This window comes from Bradyrhizobium sp. 141, assembly GCF_023074055.1.
In the GTDB taxonomy this organism is placed as follows: Bacteria; Pseudomonadota; Alphaproteobacteria; order Rhizobiales; family Xanthobacteraceae; genus Bradyrhizobium.
Genome location: NZ_JADPKR010000027.1, coordinates 1 through 18,628 on the forward strand (window position 1 = coordinate 1; position 18,628 = coordinate 18,628).

The 18,628-nt window shown below is 60.7% G+C and carries 24 protein-coding genes and 1 pseudogene; 13 read left to right on the plus strand and 12 right to left on the minus strand.

Annotated features, from left to right (window positions below):
* Positions 1–111 precede the first annotated feature (111 nt).
* Positions 112–567 carry a hypothetical protein gene (locus IVA81_RS40640; RefSeq protein WP_346659383.1) on the plus strand — a complete coding sequence of 152 codons (456 nt, stop codon included), beginning with the start codon at positions 112–114 and terminating at the stop codon, positions 565–567.
* Positions 568–795: 228 nt separating this feature from the next.
* Here IVA81_RS40640 and IVA81_RS40645 read toward each other — a convergent pair whose 3' ends face one another.
* On the minus strand, positions 796–1,062 hold the full coding sequence (locus tag IVA81_RS40645; protein WP_346659384.1) for a hypothetical protein: 267 nt from the start codon (positions 1,060–1,062) through the stop codon (positions 796–798).
* Positions 1,063–1,786: 724 nt separating this feature from the next.
* Between IVA81_RS40645 and IVA81_RS10180 the strand changes: the two genes are divergently transcribed.
* The gene (locus IVA81_RS10180) at positions 1,787–2,644 is read left to right on the plus strand and encodes an SIR2 family protein (protein ID WP_247315497.1); all 858 of its coding nucleotides are present in this window, start codon (positions 1,787–1,789) and stop codon (positions 2,642–2,644) included.
* On the opposite strand, the gene IVA81_RS10185 is transcribed toward IVA81_RS10180, so the two are convergent.
* The 8 genes and pseudogenes from IVA81_RS10185 to IVA81_RS10220 all read right to left on the minus strand — a co-directional run bounded on the left by IVA81_RS10185 (position 2,641) and on the right by IVA81_RS10220 (position 6,448).
* On the minus strand, positions 2,641–2,874 hold the full coding sequence (locus IVA81_RS10185) for a hypothetical protein (RefSeq protein ID WP_247315500.1): 234 nt from the start codon (positions 2,872–2,874) through the stop codon (positions 2,641–2,643). The two genes, IVA81_RS10180 and IVA81_RS10185, sit on opposite strands and share 4 nt — an antisense overlap.
* Positions 2,875–3,183: 309 nt before the next feature.
* Positions 3,184–3,330, minus strand: a complete 147-nt coding sequence (locus tag IVA81_RS10190) for a hypothetical protein (RefSeq protein ID WP_247315518.1) — start codon at positions 3,328–3,330, stop codon at positions 3,184–3,186.
* Positions 3,331–3,412: 82 nt separating this feature from the next.
* Positions 3,413–3,919 carry a hypothetical protein gene (locus tag IVA81_RS10195; RefSeq protein WP_247315520.1) on the minus strand — a complete coding sequence of 169 codons (507 nt, stop codon included), beginning with the start codon at positions 3,917–3,919 and terminating at the stop codon, positions 3,413–3,415.
* Positions 3,916–4,112 (minus strand): annotated as a pseudogene (locus tag IVA81_RS10200) (hypothetical protein). The gene IVA81_RS10195 and the pseudogene IVA81_RS10200 overlap by 4 nt, the downstream one beginning before the upstream one ends.
* A 15-nt stretch (positions 4,113–4,127) precedes the next feature.
* Entirely contained in the window at positions 4,128–4,307 is a 180-nt protein-coding gene (locus IVA81_RS10205) for a hypothetical protein (protein ID WP_247315523.1), read from the minus strand.
* A gap of 1,159 nt (positions 4,308–5,466) precedes the next feature.
* Positions 5,467–6,024: a hypothetical protein gene (locus IVA81_RS10210; protein ID WP_247315525.1), complete on the minus strand. Its 558-nt coding sequence runs from the start codon at positions 6,022–6,024 to the stop codon at positions 5,467–5,469.
* Positions 6,011–6,238: a hypothetical protein gene (locus tag IVA81_RS10215; protein ID WP_247315528.1), complete on the minus strand. Its 228-nt coding sequence runs from the start codon at positions 6,236–6,238 to the stop codon at positions 6,011–6,013. The genes IVA81_RS10210 and IVA81_RS10215 overlap by 14 nt, the downstream gene beginning before the upstream one ends.
* Before the next feature lie 3 nt (positions 6,239–6,241).
* Positions 6,242–6,448: an FAD-dependent oxidoreductase gene (locus tag IVA81_RS10220; protein WP_247315544.1), complete on the minus strand. Its 207-nt coding sequence runs from the start codon at positions 6,446–6,448 to the stop codon at positions 6,242–6,244.
* A gap of 159 nt (positions 6,449–6,607) precedes the next feature.
* Between IVA81_RS10220 and IVA81_RS10225 the strand changes: the two genes are divergently transcribed.
* Positions 6,608–7,144 (plus strand): DUF1003 domain-containing protein, encoded by a 537-nt coding sequence (locus tag IVA81_RS10225; RefSeq protein ID WP_247315547.1) that lies wholly within the window; start codon positions 6,608–6,610, stop codon positions 7,142–7,144.
* Positions 7,145–7,175: 31 nt separating this feature from the next.
* Here the strand turns inward: IVA81_RS10225 and IVA81_RS10230 are convergent, their stop codons facing one another.
* Positions 7,176–7,376: a hypothetical protein gene (locus IVA81_RS10230; protein WP_247315550.1), complete on the minus strand. Its 201-nt coding sequence runs from the start codon at positions 7,374–7,376 to the stop codon at positions 7,176–7,178.
* Positions 7,377–7,860: 484 nt separating this feature from the next.
* On the opposite strand from IVA81_RS10230, the gene IVA81_RS10235 reads away from it, so the two are divergent.
* The 3 genes from IVA81_RS10235 (at position 7,861) to IVA81_RS10245 (ending at position 10,038) form a co-directional block, all read left to right on the plus strand.
* Positions 7,861–8,037, plus strand: a complete 177-nt coding sequence (locus tag IVA81_RS10235) for a hypothetical protein (RefSeq protein WP_247315553.1) — start codon at positions 7,861–7,863, stop codon at positions 8,035–8,037.
* 3 nt (positions 8,038–8,040) lie between these two features.
* Positions 8,041–8,544: a PAS domain-containing protein gene (locus tag IVA81_RS10240; protein WP_247315555.1), complete on the plus strand. Its 504-nt coding sequence runs from the start codon at positions 8,041–8,043 to the stop codon at positions 8,542–8,544.
* 1,182 nt (positions 8,545–9,726) lie between these two features.
* A complete protein-coding gene (locus IVA81_RS10245) occupies positions 9,727–10,038 on the plus strand; it encodes a hypothetical protein (protein WP_247315558.1) in 312 nt (103 codons plus the stop codon).
* Positions 10,039–10,392: 354 nt separating this feature from the next.
* On the opposite strand, the gene IVA81_RS10250 is transcribed toward IVA81_RS10245, so the two are convergent.
* Both IVA81_RS10250 and IVA81_RS10255 read right to left on the minus strand, forming a co-directional pair.
* The gene (locus tag IVA81_RS10250) at positions 10,393–11,310 is read right to left on the minus strand and encodes a hypothetical protein (protein WP_247315561.1); all 918 of its coding nucleotides are present in this window, start codon (positions 11,308–11,310) and stop codon (positions 10,393–10,395) included.
* Positions 11,311–11,335: 25 nt separating this feature from the next.
* Positions 11,336–11,632, minus strand: a complete 297-nt coding sequence (locus tag IVA81_RS10255; RefSeq protein WP_247315576.1) for a hypothetical protein — start codon at positions 11,630–11,632, stop codon at positions 11,336–11,338.
* A 330-nt stretch (positions 11,633–11,962) separates the two neighbouring features.
* On the opposite strand from IVA81_RS10255, the gene IVA81_RS10260 reads away from it, so the two are divergent.
* From IVA81_RS10260 to IVA81_RS10290, 7 genes are read left to right on the plus strand one after another with little or no spacing between them, the layout of a single operon-like run.
* The gene (locus IVA81_RS10260) at positions 11,963–13,063 is read left to right on the plus strand and encodes an inositol-3-phosphate synthase (protein WP_247315579.1); all 1,101 of its coding nucleotides are present in this window, start codon (positions 11,963–11,965) and stop codon (positions 13,061–13,063) included.
* On the plus strand, positions 13,063–13,659 hold the full coding sequence (locus IVA81_RS10265) for a histidine phosphatase family protein (protein ID WP_247315582.1): 597 nt from the start codon (positions 13,063–13,065) through the stop codon (positions 13,657–13,659). Before IVA81_RS10260 ends, IVA81_RS10265 begins: the two co-directional genes overlap by 1 nt.
* Positions 13,656–14,759, plus strand: coding sequence for a glycosyltransferase (locus IVA81_RS10270; RefSeq protein ID WP_247315585.1), 1,104 nt, complete (start codon positions 13,656–13,658; stop codon positions 14,757–14,759). The genes IVA81_RS10265 and IVA81_RS10270 overlap by 4 nt, the downstream gene beginning before the upstream one ends.
* A 3-nt stretch (positions 14,760–14,762) precedes the next feature.
* The gene (locus IVA81_RS10275; protein WP_247315587.1) at positions 14,763–15,572 is read left to right on the plus strand and encodes a nucleotidyltransferase family protein; all 810 of its coding nucleotides are present in this window, start codon (positions 14,763–14,765) and stop codon (positions 15,570–15,572) included.
* Entirely contained in the window at positions 15,569–16,333 is a 765-nt protein-coding gene (locus IVA81_RS10280; RefSeq protein WP_247315590.1) for a TIGR04290 family methyltransferase, read from the plus strand. The genes IVA81_RS10275 and IVA81_RS10280 overlap by 4 nt, the downstream gene beginning before the upstream one ends.
* Complete coding sequence (locus tag IVA81_RS10285; protein ID WP_247315593.1) at positions 16,333–17,283, plus strand: beta-xylosidase; 951 nt, start codon at positions 16,333–16,335, stop codon at positions 17,281–17,283. The genes IVA81_RS10280 and IVA81_RS10285 overlap by 1 nt, the downstream gene beginning before the upstream one ends.
* Positions 17,271–18,476, plus strand: a complete 1,206-nt coding sequence (locus IVA81_RS10290) for a phosphopentomutase (RefSeq protein WP_247315596.1) — start codon at positions 17,271–17,273, stop codon at positions 18,474–18,476. The genes IVA81_RS10285 and IVA81_RS10290 overlap by 13 nt, the downstream gene beginning before the upstream one ends.
* Positions 18,477–18,628 lie beyond the last annotated feature (152 nt).

Consider the following 18,628-nt stretch of genomic DNA (forward strand, 5'->3'; position numbering starts at 1 on the left):
CATCAACTGGATGTTCACAACAGAAAAGGCCCGCGCCAAAATGGGACGCGCCTACCCAAACTCCTCCAAAGAGTCATAATCACTGTGCAGAAGTACTAGGAGCCCGCCGTCATGGAGTCCGGCGGCTGCAGGTCCATGTCGGCGACCGCGGGCATTTTGGCGCCGCCCTGTTACATGCTACAGGAATCGACCGCTCACCTGGAAGGCCTTCGCGTACTCGCCCAGATGCAAGGCATGAGCCTCGAACTCGATGGCCTGCACAAGGCCGATATCGTCGTTGCCCGCAAGGAGGAAGACATCTATCGCGCTCTTGGTCTGCCCTTCATAGAACCGGAATTGCGCGAGGGGCGCGGCGAGATCGGACATGCCCTGGAAGGGAAGCTACCCAAGCTCGTCGCGGATCGCGATCTTCACGGCATCCTGCACTGCCACACCGACGCTTCGGACGAGACGGAGACCCTGGAGATGATGGCGAAGGCCACACGCGAGCGCGGCTTCGCGGCGCACTCGTCGGCAGACTTTCGATCGAGCAGATCGAGGAGCAGCACCGCGAAGCGGATCGCCTGAACAAGGAGTTCGGCAAGGACTTCCGGATCCTGAAGGGCATCGAGTCGGACATCCTGGCTGATGTACCGCGAAGAGGTGCTCGATCGGTTCGACTTCGTCATGGCCAGCACCCACGGCCGCTTCAAGCTTGACTGGATGGCGCACCGATCGCCTCCTCCGTGCAATCTCGAATCCGCACACAACTATCCTCGGCCACATGGCGGGACGGCAGCTTCAGCGTCGACCGGGCTACGACATCGACGTTGAGAAAGTGCTGCGCGCCTGCACCAGGCACGGCGTGGCGGTGGAGATAAAGGTCCACCCGTGGCGGCTCGACATGGACTGGCGCTGGCACCAGACCGCACTGGATTTCGGATGCATGATGAGCATCAATCCGGACGCCCATTCGATCCGCGAGCTCGACCACATGCACTGGGCGTCGAGATGGCCCGAAAGGAAGGCGTTCCGGCCGACCGTGTCCTGAACGCGATGTCGCTGCCGCAAATTCAGCAGCATCTCAGGCGCCGCCGCCCGGCGTTAGCGCGGGCCGACTGACATTCGCTCCGAAGAGAGGACGATGATTAGAACTGTTGCTCGAAGCTCAGTGGTTGCGGCGCTTCCAATTGCGGCTACCGCTCTAGTCAGTCCGGAGGCCGAAGGGGCGAACCAGGGCCTGCTTCCACAGGTGAGCAGCGCCTTGCTGCCGGCGCGCCCCCATAGTCAAATCCGAGGCCGTCAGTTCGTCCCTCTAGACGCCCAACGTGCCTGAAAGATTGCCTCAGAGGCTGCGTAGAGGCTGAAGCGCTCGGCCTTCCACCGGCAGGTGCTCGACGGCCTTAAATCATTCCGCCGGATCCACCAGCACGTCATGCGGCTGTCGGCGGGCTGACAAGAGCGCCGGTGGTCAATGTCGCACTGAAACGATGGAAGAGACTTGCTTGGGCCCGAGCCTCGGCTCGCGCGATCAGGAAATCGTAGCATCGGGTCTGATTAAGGCCTTCGGGCCTTCCGGCCTATCCCAAGTGGACCGTCCAGCTCACGGCAGCCTGACGACATAGACGGCAACGGCGAAATTCGACTGAACACCACAGCCCCGCTCATGTTTCCCGCGCCCCGGAGACCGGCCTTCTTGATAGGCCGGCCCTAAAGGCACGAAATTCAAGGCTGGGCCGACGATCCAGATCCATCGCGCAATGCCCTCGCCATAGGAACCGAGCAACCTGCAACCGATTGAAACTGGATGGACAGTTCGGTTGGAAAGAAACAAGTATCATCGTCCAAGAATATCTTGGCTGGTGCGATCAAGCGACGCCAGGCGATCCTGTTCGTTGGCGCAGGGGTTTCGATGGCTGTTGGGCTGCCGTCGTGGCAGACCCTGATAGACCATCTGTTAAAGGAGCTCGAACTCGATCCCGCGGTGATAGACGGAATGAGCGACGGCTATCAAATGCTCGCCGAATTCTATCGGCTGAAGCAGGGTGGAATGGGCCCGTTACGAAGCTGGCTTGATCGAAACTGGAAGGTCGCGACAGACAAAGTCTCGCACTCGGAGCTGCACAAACTCATTGTCGAACTCGACTTCCCAGCTATTTATACCACCAACTATGATCGAAACCTCGAGACAGCGTTCGAAGTCCACCATAAGCCTTATGCGAAGATTGCGAACGCCAAGCATATCGCAGACGCTGCCCAAGGCATTACGCATATAATTAAGTACCACGGTGATTTCGATGACGATGCATCACTGGTTCTTACCGAGACCGATTTTCTGGATCGACTATCCTTCCATTCACCGCTGGATATCAAATTCCGCGCGGATGCTCTCGGTCGCACCATTCTCTTCATTGGCTACAGCATGTCCGATCCCAATATCCGCCTGCTATTACACAGCATTTGGCAGACTTGGGAAAAATCAGGTCATAAGGACGATCGCCCGCCCTCGTTTGTGTTCATGCCAGCGTCTAACCCCGTGCAAGAGGCGATACTGGCACACTGGGGGATTACGCTTTTAACCCCCGAAAGCGGAAGCTGCCGGAGTGACTCATTGACGGATTTCCTTGCCGATATCCGCGCGAGAATTCGTTACACTGATGATTAAACGTGGGAGTCCGGGATCCCGCTGCGAGCCTTGCGCTCGGCCACCATGATGCGCCAAACCTCTTCCTTTAATTCGTCGAGATCGTAGTCGTCGCCGGTATCCAGGTTAAGGCGACCCCGCTCGCAAGCCAGGACGTCCTTCTCGCCCAGCCAGAACGTGGCGCCAGTCGGCGTATGGGTAAGCTTGTCGCCGTCAAGCACGAACTGCTCCTTCATCACTTTCATATGCATGATATTGTCCTCCTGACGAGCGTCCCGTACTAACATCGCCGGGATTAGCGACGACCTTTGTTGCTGCCACGACGAGGTTCCTTACCTGCCGGCTGACGGCTCGCCCGTCCCACTTTGTTGGCGCCTCGTTCGCGCCCACTGCGGTTCCCGCCGCGTTTGCTAATTCTTTGCCGGGCTCTGCGGCTGTCTTGTCTTGACCATGTTCAGCTCTTGGCACTCGAATTTTGGTTCTGTTTGCCGGACCGGGGGAGCAAAGCGAGCTGCCTGTGGTCCACTTATGGAAGGCGCGTCCTGCAGGCGTCTCACGCTCTAGCCGCGGTTCTTGTTGGCAGCGTGATCTTTCAATTGTTCGGTTTGGGTCCACTTACTGTCTTGTCCCCGATCTTTGGAGTGCTCGGTTTTATCACGGTTGGAAAGCACCATGTTATCGCTCAGGTCGTTCTGAACGTCAGTCATGGCACCAGTCCCGGCGACTTTACCCTTGGCTCACAGACCCCAAAATGCTTGCCATCTCCCTTTGATCCACGTGTCATGATATTTATCCCTGTGGCTTTTGAGGCCTATGGCCCGACTCCCCCGGATCATTGTGCTTATTGTGCTTGCTTTCCTGGTTGAGGCCGCCACGGCTCACCGGAAATTCCGATTGGCGTCCACTACGCTTGGCGGTCTTTGCGCCGCCATCGTGTTGTGTACGTGCGATCTCCTCCTCGATCTGCCTTGCCTCAGGAACATCAGGCTTTCTTTCAAGGATGCGCAGTTGCTGCTCGTGCGTCTTCTTACTCTGCAGTGCCGTCTTTCGCGGACCGCTGTTCCGATCGTTCAGCGGAGGGCCGCGACGCCGATCCCGGACCTCTGCTCTATCGATGCCACCCTGAGGGTTAGTGTCGTTCTCGATGTCGCCCTCAAAGGTATTGGCGCCTGCGAATTCCTCCAGCTCGTCCGGCGTGACGCCTGCCATCGTCGTTCCCTTCGAGCCGCCGATCAACGGGTTGCGTACAAGGTCGACGTTAGTCGGCCTGTTCAGTTTCACATGCTTAGTGCTCATGACCTGTCCTTCGAAGCTGGATGGGTGCCGCCACCTTTTCTTTCCGCATCATGAGTATGGTGACTATTGCTGTGCCGGCGTTGCGGATCGTGCCCGGCGGTTTCTCGACGTGGAGCGGCTCCTTGGCGTTTTCATGAGAAGCGCCCGGACCGCCCTGGCGGATGCTCGCCGGCGTCTTTGTTGAAGTCGACATTGGTCTCGCTCCTGACTAGCGATCCTGCTGATAGCCTTGGTGAGTGGTGTTCTGCGCGGTATTGCCAAGCTGTCCCTGCTCCCGGGGATTTTCGATATGGCTGCGGCCTTTCTGGACCTGATGGGCATTGCCGGTTTTGGGATCACCGGTGCCCTTGCGGCTTCGATTATCCGGCGGCACGGGGGGCTTGGTCATTGTTGGCTCCGTTGTTGCTTGCAACAGGACAACGCCCGGTGAACACGAGGGTTTCTTCTAGATTCGGGGACCGAGTCACATGTCGCATAGGGCGGCCAACGAAACCGGATATCGGCAAGCCACTCACGGCGATCGCTCGTGGCCATGCGAGCGCAATGGAGCCCATTTGGCGGTTGAGATATCCGTTAATTACACGCGTTGATGGCGGCCACGCAAATCGGAGCAAATTTCAAACTAGGCGACCTGCACTTCGCTGCGCTGCCCGTTGACTCGGTCAATCTAGCCAGCAAGCTCCGCCCCACTATGGAGCAATATTTTCTTACGTCTCGGCCATTGGCCGCACTTTCCACACGGTTCGAAACCGAGAATTCATATTCGAGTTCGGCAGAACGAAAGGTGAGGCTATGTTCCATCCAAGGAACGCTTCCGTTTGCGTGCAGTTTTGCTCCCAGTCCGCATATACGGAGGTGGGCCATGCAGAAACGAAAGCATTTCGAACGAGTCCAGTCCCTCGAAGAACTCTTGCTGAAGAGGCGAAGTGCTTGCGTGAGGAAGCCGAATTGCTTCCCCAGGGCAATCAGTGCGATGAGGTTGAAACGAAGGCCCGTCGGGCCGAGAGCGGCTTGCGCATTAGCGATTGGTTGCAGTCGCCCGGCTTGAGAGGCGTCGGCGGAGCGGCGCGCATGCCGCCAAACTCCACTACCCCCCCCGCGAGGCGACAAAACTTGAACTCGAATCGGCCGACACCACCACTATGTCTCGTCGAGAATGGAGGGACCGAACGGAGTTCAGGACATGACCGGGAGACCCAGACTCTGTCCGAAATGCAATCAGTCCATGAGTTTCGCGCCGCAGCCCGGCGGCAAGCTACCGAGGACCTGGCGCTGCCTGGAATGCGAGATGTCCGATCCGCTGCAGTCGCCCGAAATTCAAGCCCTCGTTGAGGGCCTTCTGAGGGAAGCTCCGCGGTAGCGACTTGCCCAGCCATCCGCGCTGGCCGCCGGCTTCTTCCCGTCGTCTAGCGCAAGGTCCATGCGGGAGATCGTGCGTTCACTGAATTGTTCGGTGATCAGCATCATGTCCTCTCTGCCTGACTCAGGCCACCAGATCGTGGACTGCGCCGGCCCAGCTGATCCAACAGCCGCATTCGTCCCGAAGCTTAGAGCGACCCGAAGCCTTGCTCATTCACAAAGGTTAACTCCCGCGGCGCGCTTACTCGAACCCACTCGTTCGATGTCCTCCGAGATCGCGGTCCGCACATGGAGCAGCCTAGCGGGGATGCGCAGGCAAGATCCTGTGAATGCGTGTGGCAGCGATCGCGGCATGGCCGGTGCCGACCGCGATCTGGTGAAGGCCCGAGACCACGTCGCCGGCCGCGAAAACGCCGGCCGGCGACGGTTGTGCATTGATGCTCGTCCACCTTGAGGCAATCGGTCTCACCGGTCGCGGCGCCCAGCTTTACGGCAAGGTCTGATCTGACCTCGCAGCCCAAGGCCGGATAAAGCACGTCGAAGCTCTTCTCACCTTCATTCGTGGTGACCCGGATGTTCTGGTCACTCATCTTGAGCTCGCCGATCCCTGTCGCAACGACAACGCCGGCTTCATCGATATCCTTCCGATCATCCGGTCCTGAACCATTCTGCCAGAGCAGCGTCACATCCTTCGAGTAGTTGCGCAGAAACTTCGCCTTGCCGATCGCGACATCACTCGCCCCCATGACCGATGCGTCGATCCGCAGCCTCGAAGGCGTCGCAAACGGGACAGTAGCGCACGAGACCGCTGCTGTCCGCCTCGTCGAGACCATCCATCTGCGGCACGATGTCCACGATGCCGGTCGCCAGCAATACGGTGCGCGCACTGACCTCGCTCTCACGACTGGTTGCATCGCGGGACTTGTCGAGGCTGGTGATCCAGGCACGCCCGATGGGCATCTCTTAGAACGCGACCTGCTGGGCCAACCGCCCGAGCAGCTCGGCGCCGGAGAATCCTGTCGGGAAAGCCGGATAGTTATGGCTTTTCGGGATCAGCGCGGCGCGGCTGTGGCCGGCGTCATGCACGGTGATCGATTTCCGATAGCGTGCGAGATCGATGGCGGCCGTAAGTCCGGCGGGGCCCCCACCGATAACGAGACAATCAAGCATGGGCTCTCCCTTGATCCCTCGCGAAGAGGCGCCACATCTCATTAAGGGTCCATGGCCGAGAAACCACCGATCCAGCGAAATCGCTGTGTCTCGGGTGCGACGGCATCTTGCTTGCCAGACTTCACAGGAACCTCGCCGCAGTGCCAACGTTGGCGCCGTATGCGGAACGATCTGACTTACAAAACGCCACCCCCCGAAGGAATGAGCCCTGTTCTCGAGCGGAATATTCAGGCGCTCGTCGAGCGCCGTCGTCGCGAGCAGGCGGATGCAACCGCTCAAGAGAAGCTGGCTGACTCCATCACCGCCTTCGCGGGCAGCATGAGGTTTGTCTACTTCCATCTCGCGGCATTCGGCTTCTGGATCGTCGCAAATTTGCAGTGGATCCCGGGGGTGACCGCGTGGGATCCGACTTTCGTCGTGCTTGGCATGATTGCGTCCGTCGAAGCCATTTTTCTTTCGACGTTCGTGCTGATCTCGCAGAACCGGATGGCCGCCGAGGCCGACAAGAGGGCGGATCTTGATCTGCAGATCAGTCTCCTGACCGAGCACGAGCTTACCAAGGTGGCCGACGTGCTCAATCAGGTCGCGCGCCGCCTGCAAATCGACTCCAGGTCTCAGGCAGATCTCGACGAAGCGTCCCGCAGTATCGCTCCCGAGCGCGTGCTGGACAAGATCGAGGAAACGAGCCGGCGGTAAGCCGACGAGCGGCCTCGTCGAGGCGCCGGCGTTACCTCCACATGGTCGGGGCGTCTACCAGCGCCCGTTGGGCGACCAGCTTCAGGCCTTCAGCGGAGATCTCGCCCTTGCTTGCGCTTTCGAGCAGCGTCGATGCCACGTGGACCCGCGCACCGGGTTCGTCACGAGAAACGGCAGCGCAGACTTCATCGAGAATTTTCCGCAGTAGCGCGGTCGTTTCGGCATCAAGCATGGCGCCCCACCACTCCCGCTTTGTGGGACCATGCACGAAAGCAGCGGGACGCGAATTCGCAAATGTTAAAGTTTAAGAAATGACGGCCCGCTCGACGTCCTCGGAAGAGCGCCACCAGCAGCGCCGGCAACTCCGCTCGAACATCGGGCTCGCGCCGCGGGTGTCAGCGGCGCCGGCCCGATAGCATTCGGCAGGTCAGGCGGCCCGGCGCTGGTGCTCCAGGAATTCCATGGTGACTTTCTCGACATTGGAGTCGATCCAGGCCGTCATGCGTTGCTTCTCCTTGCGAGGTCTCGAGGTCTGCTTTCGCTCCCTACCGCCGCTGACTCACAGAGCGTGAGAAGAGGCTTGTAGGCGGCGATCTCGAAATTCTCGAATGCGCTGTTGGCGAACGTATTCTTGAGGATTTCGTCGCCGGCGGTGGCGTGCGCCCCATTGCTTGCATATTGGCGAGGACAGATTGGGGTGGTGTCTTTGAGCGTCGATGTGCTCTCGAATCGAGCCGCTGGACGATCTTGCCAGCGGCGAGCCGCTATTCCTGGTGCTTTTCGCCGACCAGCGCCCCGTGCTCAGCCGGGCTCAGAACCGGGTCCAGATCGGTCATGGCGATGCGGCAGCGCATATCGAGCGCGAGCTGCGCGAGACCCGGGATCGCCTGTAATCCATGATCGAGGAGTACGAGACCGCGCTCGAGGAATTGAAGTCCTCCAATGAGGAGCTCGTCTCCGTCAACGAAGAGATGCAGTCCACCAACGAAGAGCTGGATGCTTCAAAGGAAGAGTTGCAGTCGGTCAACGAGGAACTTCATACGGTCAATGCCGAGCTTCACGGCAAGATCGACGCGCTGGATCGGGCCAATAGCGGCCTGCAAAACCTGTTCGAAAGCACGGACGTCGCAACCATTTTCCTGGACAGGAAGCTCGTCATTCGAAGTTTTACCCCCGCGGTCACGCAGGTGTTCAACATGCTTCCGACGGACAAGGGACGGCCGATCACGGATCTGTCGAGCCGACTGAACCTGACCGGCTTTTCGGACGGTATCGTCAAGGTGTTCGCGGGTGCGGATCCGATCGAGAGAAGGGTCGGCGGCGAGGGACAAAGGTCCGCACTATCGTGCCACTGGCGCCCTACCGCGACGGCGATCGGAAAATCCGGGGCGTCGTCGTGACCTTCACCGACGTGACGAGCCTCACTCGTTCGGAAGCAAGGCAGCGCGTTCTCATTGCCGAGCTGCAGCACCGGACCCGCAACCTGTTTTCGGTGATCCAGGCGCTTGCTCAACACGCTCGGAAACGGCGGGATCCCTGCAGGAATTCTCGACCCGGCTTGCAGCCCTCGGGCGCGTCCAGAGTCTCGTCACCAAGGCGAGCGACGACCAGCTCGATCTTGCGATATCATCCGCTCGGAACTGCAAGCGGTCGGTGCCGCCGAGGACAAGGTGTCGGTCTCCGGTCCCGCGGTTCCCTTGGGATTCGAACTCGTCCAAACGATCGGACTTGCCCTGCATGAACTGACCACGAACGCAGTCAAACACCGCGCTCTCAAGGAGAACCAGGGCCGCCTCGATATCTCCTAGCGTATTCAACCGAACGATCAGAGCACCACTCCCAATCTATTGCTGACCTGGAAGGAGAGCGGGGTTCTCAAGCTGCCCAAGCCTTCGTGGAACGGATTTGGACGCAACCTGATCGAGCGGCCGCTCGCACGCAGCTCGGGCCCAAAGTCCGAATTTCGGTCGGCGAAGATGGAATTTTGTGCCAGATCGAACTGCCGCTATCGGGGGAACTGATGTCGCCGCGAACCAGGAAGCGGGCGAATGACACCAGAAGCCGTAGCGCTTCTCGGAGCGGGGCTGTCCGTAAGCGGCGCGCTGTTATGTGACCATCATCCAAACGATCGCGGCGACCATCACCAGAAAGCCGCGACCGCAGTGCCGATGAAGATGCATTCCCACGCGGTCCATGCCGCTGCTCCCCCCGCTCCAGGCCGAGAGCTTTGACAGCTTGGGAAGAGTGAACGTTTAATATATGTGAATCGGCCGCTTCATTTTTGAATCCGCGGAGATGAGATACGCATCCTACGCCGTTCAGGGTTCCCTGACTGCAGCAACTGATTTGTCGAACCGATCCACAAATGTTGGATCGCCGATTACTTGCGACAGAGAGCGCCGCAGCCGGCAGACTTTATCAAACGTTAATGCAAGTTTCGTCGGCGTCCGCCAAATGGAAAGGGACAACGTGTAATGGACGCGTAATGCAAGCAGGGCTCCCTTTCTCCAAGCTCGCAGACCGATTGGCGACTCTAACCGATCTGACCCTCCAAGATCTCGAGCAGCTGGCGGATATGCCGAGTGCCATTGCGCACGTTGGAGCTCATCAAGCGGTTCTCCGGCGCCATGACGAAAGTGCTTCAAGGCTACCTCGCGTGGTACCTTGCCGAAGGCCAGCAAGACAAATTACGTCCATACATGTTCCCCGGTGACATTCCCGATCTGCAGACGCTTTATCAACCGCATGCCGAAGGCAACCTTGTCGCGCTCGGATCTGCCATCGTTGCCTTGGTTCCCTATAGCTTCTTTCATGAGCTGTCCGCGAGATCCGCCGCAATGTCTCGCGCGCTGCTTCTCATGCGGCTCACTGATCTCGCGATCCAGCGAGACTAGACGTTGAACCTCGGCAGCCGCGATGCTCTCGCGCGTGTCGCCCATCTGATCTGCGAAATCACCGAGCGTCTCCAGGCCGTCCGACTTGCGAGGGACCTCAGTCTCGCATCGCCGTTCACGCAGTCCGACCTCGCTGCAGCATGCGGCATATCTCCGGTGAAAATCGCACCGTTCAGGAACTGCGGCGCCGCAACTTGCTGCGATGGCATGGAAAAATCATGACGATAGTAGACTGGCCGGGCCTGGTCCGTCTCGCGGGCTTAGATCCGGCCTATTTGCGGACCCGATCTCTCGCCGACAGAGCGCCTTCGCAATGCGAGCCGGTATCGACAGCCGTCGCGGTCGCATGACTGATCATCCAGCCCGCCGCGTCAGCTCCGCGCGGGCGAGCAGCATCTGCCGCACCTCCTCGATAACGTCGTCCCAATTGCCTTGGGTCCTCTGGTGGAAAAGGCGCAAGCTCGGGTACCAGAACGTGCGAGAGCCGGAGATCGGCCAGCGCCAATCGCAGTCGGCATGCAGCAGCACCCATGCTTCACATCCCAGCGCCCCCGCGAGATGCGCGACCATGGTGTCAACGCAAATGACGAGGTCGAGCTGCCGGATCAGATGACCAAGAGCCACGATGCCGGGCGTGCTGATATCCCGCGCGACCGTCTCGGGGAGCGGCTCAGCCCCTCCTCCTCGCTGAAGTGAATATAAACTTCTGCCCTCACCGGCAAGGCGTCTCAACAGCGCCGGCGGAACGGCACGCCGCTTGTCCCAGGCACCGACCTCCCAGACCAGACCGACTGCCAGGCCTTGGCAATGTTGAAGTGGCCCTGCGGATGGGTCGGCGGGAGGCAGGGTCAAATAGGGCGCGGGCATTTCAACCGTTCCGCGTCCGGCCCTGATTGCGTGCGGAACCTCCATGATCTCGATATCGGCATCGAACTCGGTGCAAGGCGCACCGTCGTGAAGCGGAATGGCGAGACGGACCCCTTCGGTTCGCTCGACCAGCGGCAATAGCTCGGCTTGGCACCAGACCGTCACGCTGCGAGCTATCATCCTGAGCGCAGGCATGAAGCGCAGGAACTGGATGGTGTCCCCGAGCCCGTGATAGCAGCGGACCAGCACGCGTTTGTTTGCCAGTTCCTCCCCGCGCCATATCCGCTGCAGATGGCGCGGACCAGTGTGCTTGGGAGCAACGGCAAGCGCTGGCAGATCGCGATCGGTCATGGCCCAGGCGCAAGCGAAATCCCCCGCTCGCATCGCCTCCCTCCAGTTGTTCATGCTTGCCCCGTCGGGCGCATCCCTCCTAGGCTTTCACGAATTTATGGAAGCGACTGAGCTCGCCGTCCTTGGTCCGGTCCTGATGAAGGAACGCGATGCCGGCATCGTCGAATTTCTCGAAGAACTCGTCCCAGCTGATCCGGTCGAGACCTTCGTCCGGAGGGTCGAAGTCGATCCGCAGGATGCCGGCATGCCCGCCCTCCTCGGTCGCCTTCACGGTCGCCGGCTTGCCACCACGTTCTTCCGCCCATTTTCGAATAACCTCGTAGTTGGTGGTGTGCTGCGCTTCGCTGCTGTGCGTCTTCGAATGAGTTGAGTTCATTTGACACCTTCCTCGTTGCCGCTGGAACTCGACATGACGACGAGTTCGTCCGCTTTCGCTGAACGTCGGCCGACAGGATTTGTTCTTGTTACAATTGGCCGGCGCGCGACTGCATCATCAGCTTCATCTTCTTCTTGTTCTTCAACCGGGAGAAGATCGTTCCTTGAAAGCGCCCGCAGATTCTAATCCAGGTTAAGACTATCGCTTTTTGTCGGGGTTTGACGCGATCATCCTGTTGCACAGCATGATCGACACAGGAACGAACATACCTTCCGCACGTTCGCCGATCTACTTACGTTGACCGCGCTGGTTTCCGGAGGGCATCAATTCATGCATTCACGTCTTCAAGACGGGCAACGCGTACGCGTCGGCATCGTCGGCGTCGGCAACTGTGCCAGCTCCCTGGTCCAGGGACTCACCTACTACCGGAACGCGGATTCGAACGAGCCGGTGCCCGGATTGATGAATGCAGATGTCGGCGGCTACTACATCAGCGACATTCAGATCGCTTCGGCATTCGACGTCAACGCCGACAAGGTCGGGCGCGATGTTGCCGAAGCGATCTGGGCCAGGCCGAACAACACGCAACGCTTTTCCGACGTCGCCGCGACCGGCGTGATCGTGCAGCGCGGGCCGGTCATGGATGGCGTCGGCCGCTACCTCCAGGACGACATTCCGATTTCCAAGGCGCCCGAAGCGGACGTTGCGGAGGTTCTGGCGATGTCGCGCACCGACGTCCTGGTGTCCTATCTTCCGGTCGGTTCGCAGCAGGCAAGCGAATGGTATGCCGCCCGCGCGATCGAGGCCGGTTGCGGCTATGTCAATTGCATCCCGGTCTTCATCGCCTCCAATCCGGATTGGCGAGCACGATTCGAGCAAGCCGGCCTGCCGATCATCGGCGACGACATCAAGAGCCAGGTCGGCGCTACCATCCTCCACCGTGTGCTCGCCAACCTGTTCCGCGACCGCGGCGTCCGCCTCGACCGCACCTATCAACTCAACGTCGGCGGCAACACCGATTTCAAGAACATGCTCGAACGCGAGCGCCTGACATCCAAGAAGATCTCGAAGACCCAGGCCGTCACCAGCCAGTTCGACGTCCCCATGGACGCCGACAACATCCATGTCGGGCCGAGCGATCACGTCCCCTGGCTGACCGACCGGAAGGTCGCCTATATCCGGCTGGAGGGCACGACCTTTGGCGGCGTTCCCTTGAGCGCCGAGGTGAAGCTCGAGGTCTGGGATTCTCCGAACTCGGCGGGTGTAGTCATCGACGCGGTGCGTTGCGCCAAGCTCGCCATGGACCGCGGCATGGCCGGCGCACTGACCGGGCCTTCGAGCTACTTCATGAAGTCGCCGCCGCAACAGTTCACCGATGAGGAAGCCGGGCGCCGAACCCGCGCCTTCATCGACGACAAGGCCTACGCGTGATGGCGAGAATCATTCATCTCGTGCGTCATGGTCGTCACCCCCTGCTCGGCCGCACGCTGTGCGGCCGGATGAAAGGTGTCGCGCTCGACGAACTCGGCTGTGAGGAGATCGCGTGCTGCGCCGATGCGATCAGCCCCCAGCCGACCCTGGTTCAATCGAGTCCACAGCGGCGCTGCCTGCAGTCAGCCTGCATCCTGGCCGCGCATTACGGTCTCGCGGTCGAGATCGTGCCAGCTCTCGATGAACTGGAATACGGCGATTGGACCGGGCGATCGTTTGACGACCTTGCCCGGGATCCGCGATGGTCGGTCTGGAACACGCAGCGCGGCACGAGCCAGCCACCCGGCGGCGAGAGCATGCGAGCTCTTCAGCAACGCGTCGTCGACCATCTCGAGCATCTGCGGAGCGACCCCGGCAGCGACACCGTCGTCGTCGTCAGTCATGCAGAGCCGATCCGTACCGCGCTCCTGCACTATCAGGGCATTGAGCTCGACGACTTTCTCTCCGTCGAGATCGAACCGGGCAGCGTCAGCACGCTCACTGTCGATCACAACAAGGTCAAGATCACCGGAATCAATCAGCGGGTAAGAGCGTGAGGATCGTCATATTCGGACTGACTATCTCCTCCTCCTGGGGCAACGGTCACGCAACCTTGTGGCGGGGCCTCTGCAAGCACCTGGTGCGACTGGGGCACACCATCGTGTTTTTCGAGCGCGACACGCCTTATTATTCCGGCGCTCGGGATCTCTACGAGCTGCCGGGTGGTCAGTTGAAGTTGTTTTCGGATTGGGAGTCCGTCCGCCCGGTTGCAAAGCAATATCTCCGCGATGCGGACGTCGCGATCGTCACGTCCTATTGTCCGGATGCAATCGCGGCGACTGACTTGATCCTCGCGGAGGGACGCGCGATTCCGGTATTCTACGACCTCGACACTCCGGTGACGCTGTCGAGGATCGTGGCGGGAGAGGCAGTGCCGTATATTGGTCCGCGCGGCCTCAGGGATTTCGATCTGGTCCTGAGCTTCACCGGCGGTCCGGGCATCTCGCATGAATTCCGCTCAAGGCTCGGCGCGCGCCACATCGAGCCGCTCTATGGTCATGTCGATACCGACATTCATCGGCCGGTCGCACCGCAGCCGCATTACCGTGCGGATCTGTCCTATCTCGGCACCTACTCCGATGATCGTCAGCGGACGCTCGAGGCGCTGTTCGTCGCGCCCGCGCGTAACAGGCACGATCTGCGCTTTCTGATCGGCGGCGCCCAGTATCCGGACGATTTTCCATGGTCCCCGAACATTTATTTCGTCCGGCATCTGCCGCCGTTCGAACATGCCGCGTTCTTCGCGTCGTCCCGCCTGACGCTCAATGTCACGCGCCGGGCGATGGCGGAGATGGGGTGGTGCCCCTCCGGCCGTCTGTTCGAGGCCGCAGCCTGCGGAGTTCCTCTGCTCAGCGACAGTTGGGCGGGCCTTGATACGTTCTTCGTCCCCGGCGACGAAATCCTGCTTGCGAAGAACCAAGACGATACGCTCGCCGCCTTGGCGATGTCTGATGCCGAGCTGCAACGCATCGCGCAACGGGGACGCGAGCGGACCATGGACCAGCACACATCGGACAAGCGAGCCAATGAACTTGTTGCGCTACTCGAACGCGCAGCGTCCGGTCGCAGGTGCCAGCGGCAAACCGAGGAGGCCTAGACCATGTGGGGAATCGTCCCGGCTGCCGGTCGCGGCAGCCGCATCCAGCCGCTCGCTTTTTCAAAGGAACTGCTTCCCGTCGGCAGCCGCGGCGATGACGGCACCGCGCGTCCTTGCGCGGTCTCCGAGTATCTCCTCGAACGCTTGATCATGGGCGGAGCTGACAAGATCTGCTTCGTCATTTCGCCGGGCAAGTCCGACATTCTCGAATATTTCGGCGACCATTACGGCAGCGCCCAGCTCGCCTATGTGGTGCAGCCGGAGCCTCTCGGCCTGTGCGATGCCGTGTTCAGAGCGAGTACGGTTGTCGGCAGAGACGAGGACGTGACAGTGGGGCTGCCCGACACGGTCTGGTTTCCCGCCGCTGCCCTGCGCGCGCTGCCGGGCGCCGATCTGTCGTTCCTGCTATTTCCGGTAGAACATCCGGAATTCTTCGATGCCGTGGTGCTCGATGGCGATCGTGTGACCGAAATCCAGGTCAAACAAGGCAGCGCATCCTCAAAATGGATCTGGGGCGCCTTCCGAATGTCCGCACGCGGGTTTCGCGAGCTGCAGGCTTTGTGGAATGAGCGCGACCGCTGCGACGAATATTTTGGAACGTTGGTCAATGCTTACCTCGCCGCCGGCGGCCGCGGCACCGGGGTCAAAGCCGGCGAGTCCTATGTCGATGTCGGCACGATCGATGGCTATCGCACCGCGATGGCGCTGCTTGCCGAGACCAGCGCCGGCAATGGTCGTGCGCGCCTGCGGGCCGGCGCATCGGCGGAAGCAACCCCGGCAGCACCCATGACGAACAACGGAGTGATCGCATGACCCGATCGGCCCTTTCCCGTGACGAAATCCGCCGGCGCATCGATGCGCTCGGTCCATGGTTTCACAATCTCGATCTCGATGGCGTCCCGACCGCGCCGGCACATTTTCTTGGCGATTATCCGAACGTCAAGTGGCGACGTTTCTCGGGAATCATCCCGGACCGGCTCGAAGGCAAGACCGTGCTGGACATCGGCTGCAACGCCGGCTTCTACGCGATGGAAATGAAGCGGCGTGGTGCCGAGCGCGTGCTCGGCCTCGACACCGACGAAGAGTATCTGGCGCAGGCCCGCTTCGCCGCGGAAGTCAACGGGCTGCGTATCGAATTCCGCAAGATGTCCGCCTACGACGTCGGGCAGCTCCGCGAAAAATTCGACCTCGTGATCTTCATGGGTGTGCTCTATCACCTGCGGCATCCCCTGCTCGCGCTCGACCTGATCCACGAGCATGTCGCCGGCGATCTCCTGCTGTTCCAGTCGATGCTTCGCGGCGACAGCCAGGTCGAGCCGATCGAAAAGAACTATGACTTCTGGACCACGGATCAATTCGACGCTCCAGGCTATCCCAAGCTTCACTTCGTCGAGCACAAATATGCGGACGATCCCACCAACTGGTGGGTTCCCAATCGTGCCTGCGTGGAAGCCATGCTTCGCAGCTCCGGCTTTGCCATCACGGCGCATCCTGAAGGCGAGGTCTATCTCTGCAGACGAACGGAGCGGCCGCAGGCCGATGGCCCCATTTACCCGTCGCGGAAGGTGGGCTGATGATCGAAGCTGCCAAGATCTGGAACGAGCCGAATAACAAATCGCATTGGGACCTCCTGATCGACCCGGACTGGGCGATGTTTGCCGACACCGCGATCGCCGCGGGCAAGGCCATCCGTACGGCACATCCGACCTTGCCGCGCGTGCTGGGCGGCATATCGCCGATCGATCCATCCTTCATCCGCAACATGCAGGCGCGCGGCGTTCTCGATCATGTCGATGCGGTGGCGGTGCATGGCTTTCCACTTGACTGGAATCTCTGGCAGATCGGGGAATGGCCGAACAAGCTCGACGATATCAAGGCGGCGACTTCGCTCCCCGTCTGGGTTACCGAAGTCGGCGTTTCATCGTTCGGTGCTGAAGAGGTCCAGGCCTGGGGCCTGTCGCGCACCGCCGAGCTCCTGATCGGCCGCGCGCCGCGAATCCACTGGTACAGCCTTTACGACCTGCCCGCCGCCTGGGAGGCAACGACCCGGCACAAGGAAGCCGAAGGGTCCTCCTATTACCGGCATTTCCATATGGGGCTGCTGCGGGAAGATGGCACGCCAAAGGCCGCGCTAGACAAGTTCGGCCAATACGCGCGTGACCTCGGACTTTGCCAGTGGTTTCACTTTGAGGATCATCGCCTGCATCAGGCAGCCGAATGGATGCGCCGTCTTGGCGTGGTCCATCTCCGGACGGGGCTCTCCTGGGCCGACAGTTTCCGTCCCAATGCCCTTGATTGGTTCGACCGTCAGATGGACGCCCTGGCCGAATTCCAGGTCACCGTGACATTCTGCTTCACGCCGGAACATCGCGGGCTCGCGCCCCACCACACCAGCCCGCCCAAGGACGCGAACGAGTTCGCCGATTTTTGCGCCCAGATGGTCGAACGCTATTGCCCGAGGACCGGGTTGGCATCCGCGGTCTCGCCGCAACCGGCCGCGACGGAGCCGACATGCGCGCCCTGATCCTGGTGATGGATTCCGTCGGCATCGGCGCGGCGCCCGACGCTGCACGCTATGGCGATGAGGGCGCAGATACGGTCGGCCACATCGCCGAAGCCTGCCTCGCCGGCAAAGCCGACAATGCGAGCCGGGAGGGGCCGCTCCGGGTTCCCAACCTGCTCGCGCGCGGCCTTGGCCAAGCCTGCCAACTGGCCACCGGGCGCACACCGCCGGGCCTCGATGTTCGCGCCACGACATCGCAATTTGGATGTGCGACCGAGCTATCGAAAGGCAAGGACACCCCTTCGGGGCATTGGGAAATCGCCGGCGTACCCGTCCCCTTCGAGTGGGGGTATTTTCCGAGAACCGTGCCCTGCTTTCCCGGCGACCTGATGCGGCGCCTGTGCGCGGAGGCCGGTTTGCCCGGGATTCTCGGAAACTGTCATGCATCGGGGACGCAAATCATCGCCGAATTTGGCGAGCGCCACATGCGAAGTGGCGAACCGATCTGCTACACCTCCGCCGACAGCGTGTTCCAGATCGCAGCGCATGAAGCCACCTTTGGGCTCGAGCGCCTTTACGACGTATGCCTGACCGCGCGTAGACTGGTTGATCCCCTCAATATCGGGCGCGTCATTGCGCGGCCGTTCGTCGGCGGTCCCAGCACCGGCTTCAGGCGAACCGGGCACCGCCGGGATTTCTCCGTTCCTCCCCCGGAACGCACGCTCCTGGACATCGCCGAAAGTGAGGGTCGTGACATCGTAACCATCGGCAAGATCGACGACATCTTTGCGCATCGCGGGACCGGACGGAACATGCGAGGTGATGGTAACGACGCTCTGTTTGATGCCACCCTTGATGGGCTAGATGGCTTGGCAGAGGGCGGACTGTTGTTTGCCAACTTCGTCGATTTCGATACGACCTACGGGCACCGCAGGGACGTCGCTGGATATGCCGCGGCCCTCGAAGCATTCGACGCAAGGCTGCCGCAACTGCTCGATCGACTACGAAGCGATGATCTCCTGATCATCACGGCGGATCACGGCTGCGATCCCACTTGGGCTGGCACAGATCACACGCGCGAACAGGTCCCTGTTCTCGTGGCGAATGCCAAGCGCTCTTGTTATATCGGTCAACGCACGGGCTTTGCAGATATCGCGGCCACCATCGCGAGACATCTCGAACTACCCGCCCCGCTCCACGGTATCGGTTTTTAAACCTCGGTCGGCGATTCACTCAGGTTATTGATCCAGGTTAGAGAAATTTTCGTTTGTACATTTTGCAGGAACCAACATTCCTTGCACCGCTTCTAACTTCGAACGTGACTGGCGCGCGGGTCGCCCGACCGAAAGCAGAGCGCGCTTCCACA